Annotated in this window: 14 protein-coding genes, 6 tRNA genes and 1 rRNA gene; 7 read left to right on the top strand and 14 right to left on the bottom strand. The window is 45.7% G+C overall.

Annotated features, from left to right (window positions below):
* Positions 1-20 precede the first annotated feature (20 nt).
* From AK965_RS07985 to AK965_RS07965, 5 genes are all read right to left on the bottom strand, one after another.
* Positions 21-962, bottom strand: a complete 942-nt coding sequence (locus AK965_RS07985; RefSeq protein WP_099079115.1) for an SPOR domain-containing protein — start codon at positions 960-962, stop codon at positions 21-23.
* Positions 963-1,098: 136 nt separating this feature from the next.
* Positions 1,099-2,055, bottom strand: coding sequence for an ABC transporter permease (locus AK965_RS07980; protein ID WP_099079114.1), 957 nt, complete (start codon positions 2,053-2,055; stop codon positions 1,099-1,101).
* Positions 2,056-2,057: 2 nt separating this feature from the next.
* Positions 2,058-3,035 carry an ABC transporter permease gene (locus AK965_RS07975; protein ID WP_099079113.1) on the bottom strand — a complete coding sequence of 326 codons (978 nt, stop codon included), beginning with the start codon at positions 3,033-3,035 and terminating at the stop codon, positions 2,058-2,060.
* Between the two features lie 147 nt (positions 3,036-3,182).
* Positions 3,183-4,736 carry an ABC transporter substrate-binding protein gene (locus AK965_RS07970; protein WP_099079112.1) on the bottom strand — a complete coding sequence of 518 codons (1,554 nt, stop codon included), beginning with the start codon at positions 4,734-4,736 and terminating at the stop codon, positions 3,183-3,185.
* A 108-nt stretch (positions 4,737-4,844) separates the two neighbouring features.
* Positions 4,845-6,560: an ABC transporter ATP-binding protein gene (locus tag AK965_RS07965; RefSeq protein ID WP_099079111.1), complete on the bottom strand. Its 1,716-nt coding sequence runs from the start codon at positions 6,558-6,560 to the stop codon at positions 4,845-4,847.
* Positions 6,561-7,242: 682 nt separating this feature from the next.
* On the opposite strand from AK965_RS07965, the gene AK965_RS07955 reads away from it, so the two are divergent.
* Complete coding sequence (locus AK965_RS07955) at positions 7,243-7,968, top strand: HAD family hydrolase (RefSeq protein ID WP_099079110.1); 726 nt, start codon at positions 7,243-7,245, stop codon at positions 7,966-7,968.
* A gap of 488 nt (positions 7,969-8,456) precedes the next feature.
* Here the strand turns inward: AK965_RS07955 and AK965_RS07950 are convergent.
* The 5 genes from AK965_RS07950 to AK965_RS07930 all read right to left on the bottom strand — a co-directional run bounded on the left by AK965_RS07950 (position 8,457) and on the right by AK965_RS07930 (position 9,060).
* A tRNA-Pro gene (locus AK965_RS07950) sits at positions 8,457-8,533 on the bottom strand.
* A gap of 67 nt (positions 8,534-8,600) precedes the next feature.
* Positions 8,601-8,676 (bottom strand) — tRNA-His (locus AK965_RS07945).
* Positions 8,677-8,725: 49 nt separating this feature from the next.
* Positions 8,726-8,802 (bottom strand) — tRNA-Pro (locus AK965_RS07940).
* Positions 8,803-8,874: 72 nt separating this feature from the next.
* Positions 8,875-8,950: transfer RNA gene (locus AK965_RS07935), tRNA-His, on the bottom strand.
* Positions 8,951-8,983: 33 nt separating this feature from the next.
* A tRNA-Arg gene (locus tag AK965_RS07930) sits at positions 8,984-9,060 on the bottom strand.
* A gap of 341 nt (positions 9,061-9,401) precedes the next feature.
* On the opposite strand from AK965_RS07930, the gene AK965_RS07925 reads away from it, so the two are divergent.
* Entirely contained in the window at positions 9,402-9,815 is a 414-nt protein-coding gene (locus AK965_RS07925) for a cytochrome c5 family protein (protein ID WP_099079109.1), read from the top strand.
* 73 nt (positions 9,816-9,888) lie between these two features.
* Here the strand turns inward: AK965_RS07925 and rep are convergent, their stop codons facing one another.
* On the bottom strand, positions 9,889-11,904 hold the full coding sequence (gene rep / locus AK965_RS07920; RefSeq protein WP_099079108.1) for a DNA helicase Rep: 2,016 nt from the start codon (positions 11,902-11,904) through the stop codon (positions 9,889-9,891).
* A gap of 170 nt (positions 11,905-12,074) precedes the next feature.
* On the opposite strand from rep, the gene AK965_RS07915 reads away from it, so the two are divergent.
* From AK965_RS07915 to AK965_RS07900, 4 genes are all read left to right on the top strand, one after another.
* A complete protein-coding gene (locus tag AK965_RS07915) occupies positions 12,075-12,656 on the top strand; it encodes a TetR/AcrR family transcriptional regulator (RefSeq protein ID WP_099079231.1) in 582 nt (193 codons plus the stop codon).
* A gap of 18 nt (positions 12,657-12,674) precedes the next feature.
* Positions 12,675-13,781, top strand: a complete 1,107-nt coding sequence (locus AK965_RS07910; RefSeq protein WP_099079107.1) for an efflux RND transporter periplasmic adaptor subunit — start codon at positions 12,675-12,677, stop codon at positions 13,779-13,781.
* A gap of 11 nt (positions 13,782-13,792) precedes the next feature.
* Positions 13,793-16,915, top strand: a complete 3,123-nt coding sequence (gene vmeD, locus AK965_RS07905) for a multidrug efflux RND transporter permease subunit VmeD (RefSeq protein WP_099079106.1) — start codon at positions 13,793-13,795, stop codon at positions 16,913-16,915.
* A 132-nt stretch (positions 16,916-17,047) separates the two neighbouring features.
* Positions 17,048-17,299: an accessory factor UbiK family protein gene (locus AK965_RS07900; RefSeq protein ID WP_099079105.1), complete on the top strand. Its 252-nt coding sequence runs from the start codon at positions 17,048-17,050 to the stop codon at positions 17,297-17,299.
* A gap of 268 nt (positions 17,300-17,567) precedes the next feature.
* Here AK965_RS07900 and ilvC read toward each other — a convergent pair whose 3' ends face one another.
* Positions 17,568-19,052 (bottom strand): ketol-acid reductoisomerase, encoded by a 1,485-nt coding sequence (gene ilvC, locus AK965_RS07895; protein WP_099079104.1) that lies wholly within the window; start codon positions 19,050-19,052, stop codon positions 17,568-17,570.
* Between the two features lie 142 nt (positions 19,053-19,194).
* Here ilvC and ilvY point away from each other — a divergent pair, with 142 nt between their 5' ends.
* Positions 19,195-20,085, top strand: a complete 891-nt coding sequence (ilvY, locus tag AK965_RS07890) for an HTH-type transcriptional activator IlvY (protein WP_099079103.1) — start codon at positions 19,195-19,197, stop codon at positions 20,083-20,085.
* Between the two features lie 298 nt (positions 20,086-20,383).
* On the opposite strand, the gene AK965_RS07885 is transcribed toward ilvY, so the two are convergent.
* A tRNA-Asp gene (locus AK965_RS07885) sits at positions 20,384-20,460 on the bottom strand.
* Positions 20,461-20,525: 65 nt separating this feature from the next.
* Positions 20,526-20,642: ribosomal RNA gene (rrf, locus tag AK965_RS07880) — 5S ribosomal RNA — on the bottom strand.
* Between the last annotated feature and the right edge of the window lie 24 nt (positions 20,643-20,666).

Raw genomic sequence — 20,666 nt, 5'->3', positions numbered from 1 at the left:
ATCAACTTAACTAAAGACGATCACTTCACACACATCACATTCAACAGTGATGTGCCCGTTAGTTGATTCGGCTCTCGATCCGCAAACAACCCTTTTCTATCTTTGCCCCAGTAAGGCAGTTGCATCGGCCAGCGGTTTTTCTCCATGAAGCCTGATTGACGCAGTGCTTTAAATTCACCAACCGTCGCAAGCGTCATCCCCATCACTTGGCACACTTTCTCCGACGTCGAGTAATCTAAACGATTCCACGGTTTACCATGCTCCATGTAAAACTGGTTTTGGTTGTCTGAGAAATAAGGCACGGCATACGTCACCCCTTGCCATTGTGTTTCTAAGCGCAGTTCAACATTGTTGCTGTTTATGGCTGACTTGGTCGCACTTTGGGCAATTGCCGCCGATTTCGCTTTAAATGCATCGGTATCAGGACGAGTTACCGATGCTCTCGGTTTAGGGGCGACTTCAGGCTTTTTTGCAACTGGCTTGGGGGCGGGTTTGGTCTGTTTCTGGGCTTTCGCACCCGACTTGTTGACGACTCGAATAAAAGCGTCTTTATAATCCGGCAAGGTTTTCACGCGATGTAAATCTTCCTTTGCCTCAGAAAAATCTAAATACGGTCCAATCAAACAGCGATAGTCATTATTTTCTCGCTTCATCCACACATCAGTCGTGATCTTGCTGTAAATCGGTTTGGCATTAGCAAGCGGCATCGGCTTAGGCAGCAAACCACACTGGATCCAGAAAAAATCATTGCCTCCCTGCGGCACTTTTTTTCCCCATAACCCTTTACCAATTGGACAAGATTGCTCAAGCACTGGCAATTCTTTATGACTGGCTTGTGATGCATCACAGAGCACGTCATTGGCCAATGCTGGCGCAGAAAACTGGCCGCACACAAGTAGCAGCCCTAAGCTCAGACTGAATTGAACAATACGAGGTGAGTGGTGTGCCTTCTTCATTTTCATACGCTTCACTCTAAACAGATAAGATGCAAAATTACTAGGGTATACAAAGTAGTAAGCAAAAAAAGAGCCGGATTTTTATCCGGCTCTCAGTTTAGGAAATAATCAACGCGATAAGCAATGACTTGGTTGGCTTTTCTTAACCTTTATACAGTTTTGGGTTAAACACATCACGTAGCCAGTCACCTAATAAGTTGATAACCAACACTAAAGTAACCAGAACAATACCCGGGAATGCAGTGATCCACCATGCACCGGAGAAGATGTAGTTAAAGCCGATGCTGATCAACGCACCTAATGACGGCTGATCGACAGGAAGACCCAAGCCGAGGAACGACAGCGCCGCTTCCGACATGATCGCGTTGGCAACCTGTACGGTCGAGATAACCAAGATTGGCGATAGACAGTTCGGCAAAATATGGCGGAACATGATACGCGGTGCTTTAAAGCCCATCACACGTGCTGCTTCTACGTATTCTTTTTTCTTCTCTGCCAATACCGAGGCACGAATCGTACGCGCATATTGCGGCCATTCTGCCACACCAATGATCACCACCAGCATAACGACAGCATATTGGCTGTAGAAATCACTGCCAAAGCTGGCTTTGAAGATGGCCGATACAATGATCGCCACCATCATGGTCGAGAACGACAGCTGCACATCCGCAAAACGCATCAAGAAACTATCAATACGACCACCGAAATAACCCGCAGACAGGCCAATGATGATACCCAAAATCAGCTGCAGACCTACCGCTAAAAAGCCGATAGTCAGTGATAAACGCGAGCCATATAGAATGGTCGATAAAATATCACGACCTTGCTCATCGGTGCCGAGCAAGAAACGCTCTTCTCCTCCCTCCATCCATGATGGTGGGAGCTCAGAATCCATGATGTCGATAGACGTTAGGTCATATGGGTCTGTCGGTGCCAAAATTGGGGCGGCCAACGCCAATACCAGGAACATCATAAACACCGTAAAACTGGCCATCGCCACTTTGTCGCGCTTGAAGTAATACAAGAAGTCCGAGTTTTTAAAACGCTCCCATGCGGACGGTGCGGATTCAGGAGCGGCCGTTACATTTGATTGGCTCATGATTAAGCTCCTTTTCCAGTTAGATTCACAGTTGGGTTGATGATGCCGTACAGCAAGTCAACGATGGTATTGGTTACCACGAAGATCAGACCAACAAAGATAACGTAGGCAGTGATCAACGGTGTATCGACACGGTTGATTGCCTCAAGGAAAAGGAAACCCGTACCCGGCCATTGGAACACGGTTTCAGTAAGAATGGTGTAAGCCACCATAGTACCAATCTGCACGCCACCGACCGTCAGTACTGGTAGCATGGTGTTTTTAAGTGCATGTTGGTAATAAATTTTATTTAAGTTCAAACCTTTTGCTTTAGCGAACTTGATGTATTCCGAGCTGAGTACTTCCAGCATTTCAGATCGAACCAAGCGGATAAACAGCGGTAGCATGATAGACGCTAGTGCCACACACGGCAGAATTAAGTGTTTGAGACCATCAATGGTGAAGAAGCCGGATTCCCAGCCGAAGACATTCGCGGTTTCTCCTCGCCCGTAGGACGGTAGCCAGCCCAGCTCAATAGAGAAGACGTACATCAGCATGATCGCGGTTAAGAAAACCGGAATCGAGATACCAACACTACTCATCGCCATGACAAATTTGGTAAAAATGCTCTTCGGATGAATCGCGGAATACACCCCAAGAGGAATCGAGAGAAGAATAATAATGAGCGTCGCACCAAACACGAGCTCAAGCGTTGCGACCAGCTTATCGAGGATCACCTCAACCGCAGGTCGTTTGAAAAAGTAAGATGTACCTAAGTCACCTTGTAGCGCATTGCCCACAAAGCGAGTGTACTTTGTGATAAAGGGATCGTTCAGGCCCAGTTCGTCACGCAGCGCTTGACGCTCCGCTTCTGAAACCGATTGACCTACAAGCTCACGCAGCGGGTCACCCAGGTTATCCTGAATGGCAAACGCCACCAAACTGATCACAAACATCACTATCAGTGCCTGAAACAGGCGCTTGACCAGAAACGAAAACATTCCTTGCCCCTTAACTATCCATAGATCTCTATTCAGAGAGAAAATTCAGTCTAAAAAAAACTCAGTCCGACTGAAACAAAACTGAGCCGAGTGCTTTAAGTTGAGGAGGGACATCATCCCTCCCTCCTCAAAAGCGACCAACCGTGATTACTCAACCACTAGGTCACCGAAGTAAGGCATTACCATTGGGTTCACGATGTCTGCGGCTTTCACGTTAGACTTTGCGCCCCACGCTTCACTTTGCCAGTGTAGCGGTACGAATGCGGCGTCGTTGTATAATGTCGCTTCAACACCTTTCAGCATCTCTGCACGCTTCGCTGGGTCCGTTTCTACGTTCGCGGCTTCAACGATTTTGTCCATTTCTGGGTTTGAGTAGTAACCACAGTTGTACTGACCACGGCCTGTTTCTTCGTTGCGAGTCATGGTTAGGAACTCGTTGAAGTTCGCTGAATCTTCCGTATCGGAGTGCCAACCGATCATCAACATGTCAGCCGCACACTTATCAAACTCTGGCCAGTATTGCGCTTTAGGCATGGTCTTCAAATCAACCTTGATGCCGATCTTAGACAGCATTGCTGCTGCCGCTTGTGCCACTTTTGCATCATTCACGTAACGGTTGTTTGGTGCCATCATGGTCAGCGTAAAGCCGTCCTCGTAACCCGCTTCTTTCATCAGCTGTTTTGCTTTTTTCAGATCGTAGCGAGGAACCAATTTGTCATCGTGACCTACGTAACCTACTGGACTTTGTTGACCAGCCGCCGTTGCGAAGCCTTTCATGATTTTCTTCACGATACCTTCGTTATTAATGGCGTGAACAATCGCCTGACGAACGCGCACATCTTTCAGTGCTTCGTTACTGTTTTGGTTCATTTGGAACGTGATAATACGCGTACCTGGTAGCGTGACTAGGTCGATGCCTTCTGCGTCTTTCACACGCTTGTGATCGTTTGGCGCTACTGGGTGAATCATATCAACACCGCCAGAAAGTAGTGCGGCTACGCGCGTTGCGTCTTCTTTGATCGGTACTAACGTTAGCTTATCAACGTTACCTTTCGATTCTTTGTCCCAGTAATCTTTGAAACGTTCGAATTCCACTTTTACGCCCTGCTCACGAGACGTCACAATGAATGGTCCCGTACCAGAAACATTGGTCGATGCAAATGAGTTACCGTGCTTCACGAGCTCAGACTTGTCTTTGCCGTCAGCTGTCTGACCTGAGTAGAACTTGCTGTCCATTGGGAAGATGTACGTTGCCGTTTGTAGCACTAGCGGGTATGGCCCCTTGGTCACTAGATCGAACGTGTAATCATCTACCTTGATGATTTTCTCGTATGGGTCAAAGATAGCTTTAAAGTCTGGAGAGCTTTGTAGACGCTCGAAAGTCCACACCACATCGTCAGCCGTTAAGTCATTACCAGAATGAAACTTTACGCCTTCACGTAGCTTAAAGCGAACCGTTGTGTCGTTAACGCGCTCCCAGCTCTCTGCTAGTCGAGGCTCAAAGTCCATTTCTTGAGTGAAACGAACGAGAGGGTCAAATACCATGTGTGACATTTGCAGTGTGCCACCAGAAAGCTGCTCATGCGGGTCTAGCGATACTGGGTCAGCGGCGTAGCCCACTTTGATATCTGCTGCCATCGCATTAAAGCTTAGGCCTGCTGCCATTAGCGCCACTGCTAATTTGCTTTTCATGGTTTTCATTTGCATAACTCCTTCATGCGGGGATCCGGATCCCTTGTTGTTGTGTTTGCGTCTTTGCTATGACTGAGGTTTGTTGACCTTGATGGTCCGCCAAGCGAAAAACTTGGTTTATGCCATTTTGATTTCTTCTCTCAAACCTGTGAATTCAGGCATCAGAGAAATCAATTTCTTACTGTATTCATGCTGAGGAGCAGTAAACAATTGCTCAGTGGGTGCGACTTCCAATAGCGTGCCCATCTGCATAACACCTACTCGATCACACATCTGACGAATAACCGGCAAATCGTGACTAATAAACAGCATGGTGAGGTTCAGTTCACTTTGCAGATCTTTCAGTAAATTCAGGATTTGTGCCTGTACCGATACATCCAACGCTGATGTCGGTTCGTCACAAATCAGCAGTCGAGGACGGGTCGCCAGTGCGCGCGCAATCGAGATACGCTGGCGCTGACCACCGGAAAATTCATGTGGGTACTTCACGCCAGCCATTTTGCCCAAACCGACATGATCGAGCAGGTCATTCACAATTCGGCGCGTTTCCGCTTCATTCTTAGTAAGCTTATGGAAACGAATTGGCTCCGCGATGATGTCAAAAATCTTCATACGCGGGTTCATTGATGTGTATGGGTTCTGGAACACCATCTGCATCTGACGACGCAGTGGGCGGCGTGCTTTTTCCGATTTCAGCGCCGTAAGGTCGATGCCTTCGAAACTCACTTGACCAGAGTTTGGCTCATACAAGCCCGCGATCACACGTGCAATGGTCGATTTACCAGAACCAGACTCCCCCACTAGACCAAATGTCTCACCCTCGTGCACTTCAAAGCTGACATTGTTTGATGCTTGCACGTACTCGCGGCGGCTTTCAAACAACGAATCTTTGGTCACGAATCGCAAATTCACGTTCTTCACGTCCAATAGAGGACCTGTGTACTCACGTTGGTCTTGGCTTTGGCCGAGCCAATGATTTTTAATGTCTAGTGGCTCCATCTCTGTCGCATCTTCGATGTAACTTACCAATGGGAAGCGATCGAGTTTTGCGTCAGAGCGAGGAACGGCAGAGATCAAACTACGTGTGTATGGGTGGTCCGGATCGCCTAGCACTTTTGCCGTTGGGCCAAACTCGACCAAATCGCCACGGTACATTACTGCAACACGGTCAGTGACGTTAGACACCACACCCATGTCGTGTGTGACCAACATACAGCCTACATTATTCTTGAGACACAACTCACGAATAAGGTTTAGGATCTGGTCTTGGATAGACACGTCGAGTGCTGTCGTTGGCTCATCGGCGATGATCAGATCAGGTTCACCGGCCAGCGCGATAGCAATAACGACACGCTGGCGCATACCACCTGAGAACTGGTGAGGGTACTGTTTTAGGCGGTTTTCGGGTTGGGGAATCCCAACTTGCTGCATCAGAGACAACGCACGTTGGTATGCCTCTTCATCCGACACTTTCATGTTGGCGTGGATGGTCTCTTTTAGCTGCTGCTCAACCGTAAATAGAGGATTAAGAGAGGTCATTGGGTCTTGGAAAATGAAACCAATCTTCGAGCCACGAACCTTGCGCATCGCCTCTGGGGACAGCCCAGAAATAATTTCGCCATCAAGGTACACATCACCACTCGCAATGCGACCTGGAGGGCTTAGCAAATCAATAACGGCGTTACCAACGGTGGATTTACCCGCACCTGACTCGCCAACCACTCCCACTATCTCACCCCTTTCAATATTAAAAGAGAGTGACTTCACCGCAGCATGGACACCGTGGCGTGATGGGTACTCAATACGAAGGTTTTTCACCTCTAATAGTGACATTTCAGACCTCTACTGCCTTGTCTGTGGTATCAAATCGCGCGACCTAGCGCCATTTATAACCTGAATGAATCCGTTCAAATTCAGAATAATACTCTGAAATTTTAATGCGGTGACAATTTGTCAAAGATCACACAAAAAAGCAACAATTAAAGTATATTCCGCCGAAAAAACATTAATTACACGCATAATGAACGAATAGAAATGCATTAACAAGTATTTAACCATTTTAATTGCGCACTATTTTTGTGCGCCAAGCACCATAATAAACAGAAATATGCTCCAAATTTAAACACAACCTCTCATCCAACAGTATCCATACTATTCACAGGGATAAATTAACATTTGAAAAACAAGATCCTGTTTACTAGCAATTTATTCGACACAAAATGTTACTAGCAAAATAGTCCGTACCAAAAAAAGCTAAAGGTCATGCGTGCGGCATGAACCTAAAACGTGAGCACATCGGCAAAATAAATGAAATCGCTCACCTCCCCCAAGTTATGCGTGTTTTATGCGGTTTAGTGGTTGCCCACAAAAGCGCTCACTTTAAACCTCACCATAAATCGCACAGTCTTGCGGAAACAGGCGAATAGAGAGACTGATTTCGCGCTTTACGCTGTTATTTTGATTGGGATAAGGGATAATCAAGATCCCATCTCGAGTTGTGAATGAAGGAGCCCCTGTGCTTAAAGCGATTTTTTTTGATATGGACGAGACCTTATGTGGCACTTCTCAAGCCGACAAAGTCGCTGGACAAGAGTTTTCCGCTTGGATCCAGAAAACTTACCCACAGGTCATAGATTCCGAGGCCTTTGTACAACGCTACTTACAAGGCGTATATAAAAAGCTAAATAACGAATTTCCTCACCTTGTTTCGTTACTGCCAGATGAAAATGCGTTCCGCTGTGGTCTAATCCAAACCATTCTGGCAGAGCATGGTATTCATATCAACACAGCACAAGCTCAACAGGCTCAACACTATTTTGATTCCGCTCGTATGAGGGCATTTACCTTCTTGCCGGGTGTGAAGGAAATGCTGAACAATCTTCGCCAGCATTACAAACTCGTGGTGATCACTAATGGCCCTATCTTCTCCCAGCATCCCAAACTCAAAGCAACTCAAATGAGTGAATGGGTAGACCACATTATCGTCGGCGGAGAAGAGCCAGAAGAAAAGCCTGCTGCAAGCATCTTCCATAAAGCACTCAACCTTGTTGACGTGAAGCCAGAAGAAGCGCTCCATATCGGTGATTCTCTACTAGCAGACATCGCTGGCGCCAACAATATGGGTATTCTAAGCGTATGGGTTAACGCAACAGGCTCGACAAACCCAACCGATATCAAGCCGAACTATGAAGTGAAAGAAACGGTTGAGTTAAACGAGATCCTAAAAACCCTTGCTCAATAACAAACTAAATTAACCCTAGCCACCGCGCTGGGGTTTCTTTTGTCAGATCGAAAAGCATTTAGATCATGGGTGGTCAAAAGCGCCTAGAGCTGTACATTTCTGGAGAGCTTGAAATTAAGTGCCAATTTTTGAAGATGACAAATGCCAAAAAGCCCCAATCTTTCGACTGAGGCTTCAAATTGTAATCGGTAAAAAAGGATTCGACACGTCCGAGTTTCGGCGACAGGGCACCCTGCGGACTGGCGCTCCACCGGGCTGGCGCTCCAGCCAACGCCCCTATGATCCCAAACATTCTAAATTTCAAATGTAAAAAAGCCCCAGTCATTCGACTGAGGCTTTAAATCGTAGTCGGTGAAGAGCCATATTCTAACTTCAGGCGAACCCCACTTGGGTTCAAATCCATGGATACATTGCCGACTAATGCAGTCCAAGCGATGTAATAAGCTCTAAAACGACGAAAGCCTGCTAAAAAGCAGGCTTTCTAATGATGGTCGGTGAAGAGGGATTCGAACCCCCGACCCTCTGGTCCCAAACCAGATGCGCTACCAAGCTGCGCTATTCACCGACTTATGTTTCGTTTGATTTTCTCAAATCCAACAGGACACTTCAACTAAAGAAGTCACCTTAAATAATGGGGTGGCTAACGGGATTTGAACCCGCGACAACCGGAATCACAATCCGGGACTCTACCAACTGAGCTATAGCCACCATCAAATTTGTTTCGTTTACCGCTCTAGTATAGCCATAAACTAAATAGTGGTCGGTGAAGAGGGATTCGAACCCCCGACCCTCTGGTCCCAAACCAGATGCGCTACCAAGCTGCGCTATTCACCGACTTATGTTTTATCTTGATTTAACATCAAGAAGGGAAGCAATGCTACCGCATTCTAGCCTAAAAGGAAAGAATGGGGTGGCTAACGGGATTTGAACCCGCGACAACCGGAATCACAATCCGGGACTCTACCAACTGAGCTATAGCCACCACTAAAATTTTTACCGATAACCTTTTGGCGAATGGTACGCCCGAAAGGATTCGAACCTTCGACCTTTGGCTCCGGAGGCCAACGCTCTATCCAACTGAGCTACGGGCGCATGCCCTATCGGCGGAGAGGAATAATACGGATATCATCCTATGGCGTCTAGTACTTTTTTTACTTTTTTTATTGTTTGGTCTCTTTTTCGACAGTTAGCCACCTTAAAACTGGCTTTTTGGTGTGATTCACGCCCTGTCGTGGATAACTTGTGGTTTATTGCAACAACTTATCGGGATATAATCACCCATCATTTACATCGATTTAACAGTCGCAACGTTGTTGTTTAATCAATTTACGCCACTCGATAAAATTTTTTTCAAATATTTTTTCGAACTGGTTTCAATACTCTAACTATATAAATAGGTAAGTCACTTACCTCGGGAATGTGAAGTGGGTTTAATGGATATGTCTCGACGAATGATTAGCGTTTTGTTCGCTGCCTTAACTTTTTCTACGGCAGCTTTAGCTTCTGACATCAGCCAAACTGAATACGATGCGATCGCAGAGCGCATCAAACCTGTCGGTGATGTGTATCTAGCTGGTGCAGAGCCTGTAAAAGCAGAGCCAACAGGACCACGCGATGGCGCTTCTGTTTACGGCACGTTCTGTATTGCTTGTCACGCTTCTGGTGTGAGTGGCGCACCAAAAACTGGCGATGCTGCTGATTGGGCTCCACGTATTGCTCAAGGCAAAGATGTAATGACCGATCACGCGATTCAAGGCTTCAACGCAATGCCAGCAAAAGGCTCCTGTATGGACTGTTCTGATGATGAAATCATTGCAGCCATCGACCACATGATCAAAGACCTATAAACCATCATTTAGAAATGAGAAAGGCTTGCCAAATGGCAAGCCTTTTTGTTTTGTGCCGTCATCGACGATAACGCTATTTCTTAAACATTGAACGTAAATTGGCGATATGTGCTTGTCCTTTCGCCATGCGCTCTTCTTGGGAGACTGGCTTTTTGTTGATTTCCCATTCCACATCATCAAATGGTAACTCATCCAAAAAACGGCTTTGGGTCGGTTTAATCAATTCACCAAACTGTCGACGCTCTTTACACATCGTAAAAGTCAGCTCGCGCTGCGCACGTGTAATACCGACGTACATCAAGCGACGCTCTTCTTCGACGTTGTCTTCATCAATACTGGTTTGGTGCGGCAATATCCCTTCTTCCGAACCGATCAAGTATACAAACGGGAACTCTAGACCTTTTGATGCATGAAGCGTCATTAGCTGCACCGCGTCGCTGTCTTCATCTTCCTCACCACGCTCCATCATGTCGCGTAGAGTTAACCGCTGAACCACTTCTTTTAGCGTTTTTTCTTCCTGATCGTAGTTATCCCCCTCGAGGTCCGACACGATCCAAGAGTAAAGCTCCGATACGTTCTTCATTCGCATCTCCGCCGCTTTTGGGCTGGCAGAAGTTTCATACAACCAGTCTTCGTAGTGAATATCTCGAACCAGCGAACGCACGGCTTCAACGGTGTCACCTCGCTCAGCTTGATCAGCGATCGCTACTAACCAGTGAGTAAAGCGGCGCAGGTTTTCCAATCCACGACCAGTAAGGTGCTGCTCAAGCCCCATTTCAAAACTGACTTCAAACAGACTCTTACCGCGCATGTTGGCGTAACTGCCTAGTTTTTCTAAAGTAACAGGGCCAATTTCACGTCTAGGTGTGTTCACAATACGTAGAAAGGCATTGTCATCATCAGGGTTCACCAGTACTCGCAGATAAGCCATGATATCTTTGATTTCTGAACGGGCAAAGAAAGACGTACCACCAGACAGCTTGTATGGCACTCGGTTCTGCATCAGTGACTTTTCAATCAAACGTGACTGATGATTCCCTCGGTATAACACCGCGTAATTTTTATACTCAGTACGATTCAGGAATCGGTGTGCAATCAACTCTCCGGTGACACGCTCGGCTTCATGCTCTTCATTTTTCGCCAATAGTACCTTGAGTTTTTCACCGTCTGGAATTTCTGAGAACAGAGATTTTTCATATACGTGTGGGTTATTGGCGATCAAGATATTTGCCGCACGCAAAATACGGCTCGTCGAGCGATAGTTCTGCTCTAGCTTAATCAAACGCAGATTTGGGTAATCTTCACCAAGCAGCACCAAATTTTGCGGCTTCGCCCCACGCCACGAGTAGATAGACTGGTCATCATCACCAACGACAGTCAAACGCCCTCGCTCACCCACAATCAATCTTACCAATTCATACTGACTGGTATTAGTATCTTGGTATTCATCCACCAACAGGTAGCGAATACGACTCTGCCAACGCTGGCGCACTTCTTCATGATTTCGCAGCAATAATACTGGCATCAGTATCAAGTCATCAAAGTCGAGCGCGTTATAAGCCTTCATCTGCTTTTGGTACATCTCAAAGCAGAAAGCAAATAACTGTTGCTGCTCACCTTTTGCCTGCGCTTTAGCTTGCTCTGGCGACAACATGTCGTTCTTCCAATTAGAAATACAGCTTAGCAATTGACGTAACAAGTCTTTGTCTCCATCCAACTGCTTTTCTGTCAGTTCTTTTAGCAATGCTAACTGGTCTTGGTCATCAAATAACGAGAAACCCGACTTTAGCCCAAGCGCTTTGTATTCACGCTTGATGATATTAAGACCTAAAGTGTGAAAGGTCGAAACCATTAACCCTTTCGCTTCCGCTTTACCTAATGTTTGACCAACACGCTCTTTCATCTCACGCGCGGCTTTGTTGGTAAAGGTGACTGCTGCGATATTACGAGCCTTGTAACCACACTGCTGAACCAAATAAGCGATTTTATTGGTAATTACACGAGTTTTACCCGAACCAGCCCCTGCAAGTACCAAGCATGGGCCTGATACGTACTTAACGGCTTCGTCTTGTCTAGGGTTCAGCTTCATAACAATTCTCTGTGGGTGGAAATAGTGGTGCCTATGATAAAGGGGCGATCGTATGAAATCTACGGTCATTTTCACGTAAAGTTTACGCTGACATTTGCAACACTCTGTTGTATTTCCAACTAGGAATCAAGCTATAATGAATGAACGTTCATTCATTTGGTGATGGGGTTATGACCAATAACACTACTGGCGATAAATACGAGCAAATCATTGCTGCCGCAGAACGTTTGATTGCGGAATCAGGCTTTCACGGCCTTTCTATGCACAAGCTTGCGGCTGAGGCTGGTGTTGCGGCAGGTACAATTTATCGTTATTTCTCAGATAAAGAACATCTTTTAGAGGAAGTTCGCCTTAACGTAACCAAACGTATTGCGAACGCTGTTCAGGCAGATGTTCATGACAACATGGCCTTGAAAGAACGTTACTGTACTATGTGGCTCAATATTTGGCGCTTAGCTGGTTCAAATTCAGACATAATAAGCAGTCGTGTCCAATATGAATCATTACCCTGTGCAAATCGTAAAAATACACGGAAACTTGAACGACAAATGTTTGCCCAAGTAAATCGCCTTTTTGATCAAGGCAAAGCCGAGGGTGTTTTCAAACCCCTCGATAACGAAATTCTTTCAGGGTTAAGTTTTGAAGCTTGTGTTGCACTTGCTAGAAAACATGCTTTGGGGTTTTATCAATTGGATGACGATGCGTTGGAAGCAACCATCGAGGCCAGTTGGGATGCAATTATTAAACACTAACTTGGAGTTCTTATAAGAATGAAAAAGTGGACTTTCTTTATGTTACTTATCGCAATTCTCCTATTTGGGAGCGTGATAGGTTTCAACTTATTCAAGCAACAGAAAATTGCTGAATACATGGCGAATCGTCCGGAGCCAGAGTTTCCTGTAACGGTCACGGAAGTAAAAGCGGTAGACTGGATACCGGTGATTGAAGCAATTGGCTTTATCGAACCAAACCAAGGGGTTACGATTGCTAACGAAACCAGTGGTGTGATTGATAAAATCACTTTCCATTCAGGCACACAAGTTGAAGAAGGCCAACCTTTGGTTCATCTAGACTCTGATGTGGAAAAGGCAAACCTAAAAAGCATTCAAGCAAAACTACCTGCTGCTCAAGCGAAATACAAACGCTACCAAGGCCTCTTCAAAAAAGGCTCTATCTCTAAAGAAGCGTACGATGAAGCGGAAGCAAATTACTTCTCACTTAAAGCGGATATCGAAAGTCTAAAAGCGACCATCGACCGTCGTGAAATCAAAGCTCCTTTTGCTGGTGTCGTTGGTATTCGTAATGTTTACCTTGGTCAGTATCTACAAACAGGCACTGATATTGTACGACTAGAAGATACAAGCGTAATGCGTCTGCGTTTTACCGTACCTCAAACCGATATCTCTCGTATCACACTAGGCCAAGAGGTAGATATCTTTGTTGATGCTTATCCGGATAAGTCTTTCAAAGGGTCAATTTCAGCAATCGAACCGGCGGTTAACGTACAGAGTGGTCTAATCCAAGTTCAAGCAGACATTCCAAACAGTGATGGTAAGCTTCGTAGTGGCATGTTTGCGCGTGCAAATATCATTTTGCCGAAGTTAGAGAACCAAGTAACACTGCAACAAACTGCGATCACCTTTACCTTGTACGGTGATAACGTATACATCGTGACGGACGAAAAAGGCGAAAAACGCGTTAAACAACATGTTGTCAAAGTAGGTGAACGTACCAAAGACATCGCGCATATCTTAAACGGTGTAAAACCAGGAGATGTGGTAGTGACATCAGGTCAAATCCGTTTGAGCAATCACGCTAAAGTAAGCATCGTTGAAGATGATGCCCTTACCCTACCTACAGTAACACCAATGCTTTAATTGGAGGCATCATGCGCTTTACTGATGTTTTTATTAAACGTCCAGTTCTGGCGGTATCGATCAGTTTTTTGATTGCGTTGCTTGGTTTACAAGCTGTGTTCAAAATGCAGGTTCGCGAATACCCTGAAATGACAAATACGGTGGTTACCGTCACCACCAGTTATTACGGTGCAAGTGCTAACTTGATCCAAGGATTTATTACTCAGCCCTTGGAGCAAGCTGTTGCTCAAGCCGATAATATCGATTACATGACTTCATCTTCGGTTTTAGGTACTTCAACCATTACCGTTAACATGAAGCTGAACACGGACCCAAATGCAGCGTTGGCTGACATTTTGGCGAAAACAAACTCCGTACGATCTCAGCTTCCTAAAGAAGCGGAAGACCCTACCGTTACCATGTCGACTGGTTCAACAACTGCGGTACTGTATATTGGTTTCACCAGTGATGAGTTGTCTTCAAGCCAGATCACCGACTACCTTGAACGTGTAATCAACCCGCAACTGTTCACGGTAAACGGTGTATCAAAAGTCGACCTTTACGGTGGCATGAAATACGCACTTCGCGTATGGCTAGATCCGGCGAAAATGGGGGCTCTTAAGCTGGCTGCGACGGATGTAATGGACGTTCTGAACGCAAACAACTACCAGTCGGCAACTGGCCAAGCAACGGGTGAATTCGTTCTTTATAACGGTAGCGCGGATACTCAGGTATCTAACGTTGCTGAACTTGAAGCGCTAGTTGTGAAGACAGGCGACGGTGACGTGATACGCCTTGGTGATATTGCCAAAGTCTCGTTAGCAAAGAGTCACGATGTTTACCGCGCTAGTGCAAACGGCAAGGAAGCTGTGGTTGCAGCAATCAATGCGGCACCAAGTGCAAACCCTATCAACATCGCAACTGATGTACTGAAGCTGTTGCCTCAACTTGAACGCAACTTGCCAAGTAACATCAAAATGAACGTGATGTACGACTCAACCATAGCGATCAATGAATCGATTCACGAGGTTGTGAAAACGATTGTCGAAGCCGCTGTGATCGTACTAATTGTGATCACCCTGTTCCTAGGTTCATTCCGTGCAGTAATCATCCCTATCGTTACTATCCCACTATCATTGATTGGTGTTGCGATGATCATGCAGGCGATGGGCTTCTCTTGGAACTTGATGACGCTGCTGGCAATGGTACTCGCCATCGGTCTGGTGGTGGATGACGCAATCGTTGTACTAGAAAACGTTGACCGTCATATTAAAGAAGGTGAATCACCATTCCGTGCGGCAATCATTGGTACTCGTGAAATTGCGATTCCGGTTATTGCGATGACACTAACCTTGGGTGCCGTTTATGCGCCAATCGCACTGATGGGGGGCATTACGGGTTCACTATTTAAAGAATTCGCGCTAACACTAGCTGGAGCGGTGTTTGTTTCAGGTATCATCGCACTAACATTGTCTCCGATGATGTGTTCAAAAATGCTCAAAGCTAACGAACAACCGAGCAAGTTCGAACAAAAAGTTCACCGCATATTGGATGGCATGACCAATCGCTACGAGAAGATGTTGAGAGCTGTAATGGCACATCGTCCCGTGATTATGGCATTTGCGGTCATCGTCTTTGCTAGCTTACCGGTTCTGTTTAAGTTCATTCCAAGTGAGCTCGCACCTTCTGAAGATAAAGGCGTTGTGGTTCTGTTGGGTACCGCTCCATCAAACGCGAACTTGGATTACATCCAAAACACCATGAATGACGTAAACAAAATTCTGTCTGATCAGCCAGAAGTAGAGTACGCACAGGTGTTTAACGGTGTTCCAAACTCAAACCAAGCGTTCGGTCTCGCGACACTAAAACCTTGGAGTCAGCGTGAAGCAAGTCAGGCAGAAATCACTAAGCGCGTTGGTGAACTGGTGTCTCACGTGCCTGGAATGTCTGTCACGGCTTTCCAGATGCCAGAGCTACCTGGAGCTGGCTCAGGCCTACCGATTCAGTTCGTGATCACTACGCCAAACAGCTTCGAAAGCTTGTTTACTATTGCCAGTGATATTCTCGCTAACGTATCGACTAGCCCGATGTTCGTGTACTCAGATCTTGATCTTAACTACGATTCAGCCACGATGAAGATCAGCATCGATAAGGATAAAGCTGGCGCTTACGGCGTGACCATGCAAGACATCGGCGTAACGCTAAGTACCATGATGGCGGACGGTTACGTAAACCGTATCGACCTAAATGGCCGTTCATATGAGGTGATTCCTCAAGTAGAGCGAAAATGGCGTCTAAACCCTGAGTCGATGAAGAACTATTACGTTCGATCGGTTGACGGGGAAGCGGTGCCTCTAGGCAGCTTAATTACCATTGATGTAGTTGCTGAGCCTCGCTCACTGCCCCACTTTAACCAGCTAAACTCAGCAACGGTCGGTGCAGTACCGTCACCAGGCATCGCGATGGGTGATGCAATCAATTGGTTTGAAGATATTGCTCAAAACAAATTGCCTGCAGGCTACAACCATGACTACATGGGTGAAGCGCGTCAATTTGTAACCGAAGGTAGTGCACTCTACGCAACATTCGGTTTGGCATTAGCAATCATCTTCCTAGTACTGGCGATTCAGTTTGAATCCATCCGCGATCCAATTGTGATCATGGTATCGGTTCCGCTAGCGATTTGTGGTGCATTGATTGCGCTCGCCTGGGGAACAGCAACAATGAACATCTACTCACAGGTCGGCCTGATCACGCTCGTTGGTCTAATTACCAAGCATGGTATCTTGATCTGTGAGGTTGCGAAAGAAGAGCAGCTACATAACAAGCTATCGCGTATCGATGCAGTAATGGAAGCGGCGAAAGTTCGTCTTCGTCCGATCCTAATGACAACGGCTGCCATGATCGCGGGCCTTATTCCACTAATGTACGCGACAGGCGCTGGTGCCGCTCAACGCTTCAGTATCGGTATCGTCATCGTTGCTGGCCTAGCAATCGGTACACTGTTTACGCTATTCGTACTGCCTGTGATTTACAGCTACCTTGCTGAGAAACACAAGCCACTACCAGTGTTTGTTGAAGACAAAGACCTGGAAAAGTTAGCGCGAGTAGATGAAGCAAAAGCGGCTCATCGCGAGTTAGCAGGAAACAAATAAGCGTCACAAGCTAAGAACAAGGTCACTTCGGTGACCTTTTTTATGACCACTCTCTTTTTTGTCATCTAAAATGGCGACATTCACGTATCATTTACATAAAATGTGGGCAAATCAAAAGGAGTTTTAGCCACTATGTTTGACCCAAAGAAATTAGAGCAAATCGCTAAACAAATTCACGACTCAATGCCGCAACCTGTCAAAGAGCTAGGCGCTGACGTCGATCAGAAAGTTCGACAAGTTATCCAAGGCCAACTTAACAAGCTCGACGTTGTAAGCCGTGAAGAGTTTGATGTTCAGACTCAAGTATTACTCCGGACACGTCAAAAACTGACCGAAATGGAAAGAAAATTAGCCGCGCTTGAAGAAAAGCTAGCTGATAAATAGTTCTAAAATGCTCCTCTAGTTGAAGCGTTTTTCCAATGTCAGGCTTGATAATCGAAAAAAACAAAAAGGCTTGGTCAACGGAGACCAAGCCTTTTATTTAGATGTTGTGTTATATGTTGTATTTATTGACCCCAGTCTGTCTGGAGTTCTTTGCTCACTTCAGTTAGCGAATTACGCAGAATTAAGGTTTCATTTCTAGGAGAAGGCTCGGTGTTTACGATACTAAATGAGCACCTTCGACACCGAAATGGAACCTTAAAGCAAATAATTAGCCGCCTACCGCGATGTTCTTCATATCCGTCATGTACCCACGTAGCTCTTCACCGATATACTCAACCGGATGGTTACGAATAGTGTCATTTACAGCGATTAGCGTTGCGTTATCAACCTGGTTAGATATTAAGCCTAAACCTTTACCAATCACGTCAGTTGATACTGAAGGCATGAATTTCTCACGCAGTAGCGGCGTTGCTACGTTTGCAAAAAGGTAGTTTCCATACTCTGCTGTATCTGAAATTACTACGTTCATTTCGTATAAACGCTTACGTGCTACTGTGTTGGCGATAAGCGGTAGTTCGTGCAGTGACTCGTAGTACGCGGATTCATCGATGATGCCAGAAGCCGTCATTGCTTCAAACGCAAGCTCTACACCGGCACGAACCATTGCAACCATTAGGATACCGTTGTCAAAGTACTCTTGCTCTGAAATTTCAACGTCACCTGCTGGGTAGTTCTCAAACGCCGTTTCACCTGTTTCTTCACGCCAGCCTAGAAGGTTTGCGTCATCATTTGCCCAGTCAGCCATCATAGTGCTTGAGAACTCACCTGTGATGATGTCATCCATGTGCTTATTGTAAAGCGGACGCATTAGCTCTTTCAGCTCTTCAGAAAGCTCGAATGCTTTGATTTTCGCAGGGTTTGATAGACGGTCCATCATGTGTGTGATGCCACCGAATTTCAGTGCTTCTGTGATGGTTTCCCAACCGTACTGAAGTAGTTTACCTGCGTAGCTTGGATCAATGCCGTCAGCGATCATCTTCTCGTAACATACGATAGAGCCGGCTTGTAGCATGCCACATAGGATAGTTTGCTCACCCATTAGGTCAGATTTAACTTCTGCAACGAATGAAGATTCTAAACAACCTGCACGGTGACCACCAGTGCCTGCAGCCCATGCTTTAGCGATATCCCAGCCCTCGCCTTTAGGGTCATTCTCTGGGTGAACTGCAATCAGTGTTGGAACACCAAAACCACGCTTGTACTCTTCACGTACTTCTGTACCTGGACATTTAGGTGCAACCATAACAACCGTTAGATCTTTACGGATTTGCATGCCTTCTTCAACCACATTGAAACCGTGTGAGTAACCTAGTGCAGCGCCTTGCTTCATTAGCGGCATTACCGTTTCTACAACGTTTGTATGCTGCTTGTCTGGCGTAAGGTTGATTACTAGGTCTGCTTCTGGGATTAACGTTTCATAGCTTGCTACTTCAAAACCGTTCTCTTTTGCGTTCTTGTAAGACTGGCGCTGCTCGTCAATCGCTGCCTGACGAAGAGCGTACGCTACGTTTAGACCAGAGTCACGCATGTTTAGACCTTGGTTTAGGCCTTGAGCACCACAACCAACGATAACGACTTTCTTACCTTTCAGGTAATCCGCTTCTGTTGCAAATTCGCTGCGGTCCATGAAACGACAACGACCTAATTGGTCTAGCTGCTCGCGTAGGTTTAAAGTATTGAAATAGTTAGCCATCTTGGTGCTCCTTAACATTCTTCCATAGAGGTCGGCATTTCTCTTACCGAATGGTGTCATACTAAAACAGACATTCTGTTGCTGAAAGTGATATATTCACAATTAATCATTGCAATTTATGCAACATGGAAGTGACGATTTAATGAATATCAAAAGCCTGCAACTGTTCATTCATCTGTGTGACAGTAAAAGCTTTGCTAAGACCGCATCAGCAATGCACATTAGCCCATCAGCTTTGAGTCGACAGATCCAAAAACTCGAAGATGAAACTCATCAACTACTGTTTCTGCGTGATAACAGAAGCGTGGAATTAACCGTCCAAGGTAAAAAGCTATTACCCGTTGCTTTAAAAATTATCAGTGAATGGCAGCAGTATCAAAGCCATATAAAAGGAACTGAGGATGAATTAAAAGGCGAGATACGACTCTTTTGCTCCGTCACTGCAAGCTATAGCCATTTGCCAGAACTGATCTCTGAATTTCGTCTGCAGCACCCCTTCATTGAGTTCAAACTATCGACAGGCGATCCAGCGCAAGCCATCGATAAAATCTTGTCCGACGAGGCAGATATTGCAATATCTGCAAAACCAGACCAACTACCCGCTAAAGTCTCCTTCGAACCCATTAGTGAAATACCGCTGTCTGTAATAGCTCCGCTTGGAGTAAGCACCTTCGCTGAAGAGTTACAAAAAGATAGACCAGACTGGGCTGCAATTCCGTTTATTCTCCCTGAAGCCGGGACAGCAAGAGAAAGAGCGAATGTTTGGTTTAAACAGATGAAGATTAAACCAAATATCTATGCACAAGTTGCTGGTCACGAAGCGATTGTTAGCATGGTAGCTCTAGGGTGTGGTGTCGGTATTGCTCCAGATGTAGTAATCAACAATAGTCCAGTAAGAGAAAAGATCAACAGACTCAAAGTCCTACCAATCAAGCCATTTGAGCTCGGTGTCTGCTGTGCAAAAAGCCAACTTGAAAATCCGTTAGTAAAAGCACTATGGGAAGTTGCTGAGAGCAAATATATTTCTTTATAGAAAGGACGATATCTCTATGCTCAAGTGACCTCAAGATACAGGATTCAGAACTCTGTTATTAATTCGAGTTCTAGGAAAATAGCTTTGGAAATAATTAGGTAACAAGCTCTCAAAGCCATAACTTTAGAGCCTAATGTTATATAGTTTACTAATGATTCTAGTCAGTAAAGAGCATAAAAGACTTATTTAGGCCGATATTAAAAGCCAGTTATTAATACAAAACGCTTTGGGAATGCTAGTCAAATATTACACATACGAAAAAGCCCTAGCATTGCTGCTAGGGCTTTGTCTGAATAAATGGCGGAGCGGACGGGACTCGAACCCGCGACCCCCGGCGTGACAGGCCGGTATTCTAACCAACTGAACTACCGCTCCACACGGAGATAAAACTTTTGTTTTATCCGATACTTGTCGTTCAGAACAAGTACCTTAAATTAAAAGCCTGGCGATGTCCTACTCTCACATGGGGAAGCCCCACACTACCATCGGCGCTATTTCGTTTCACTTCTGAGTTCGGCATGGAAATCAGGTGGGTCCAAAATGCTATGGTCGCCAAGCAAATTCTGTTTCGGTTTCACTTT

Origin of the sequence: Vibrio sp. PID17_43 (assembly GCF_002608565.1) — a bacterium.
Lineage (GTDB): Bacteria > Pseudomonadota > Gammaproteobacteria > Enterobacterales > Vibrionaceae > Vibrio.
The sequence above is the reverse complement of the archived record's forward strand: the minus strand, read 5'-3'. Positions and strand labels throughout refer to the sequence as shown.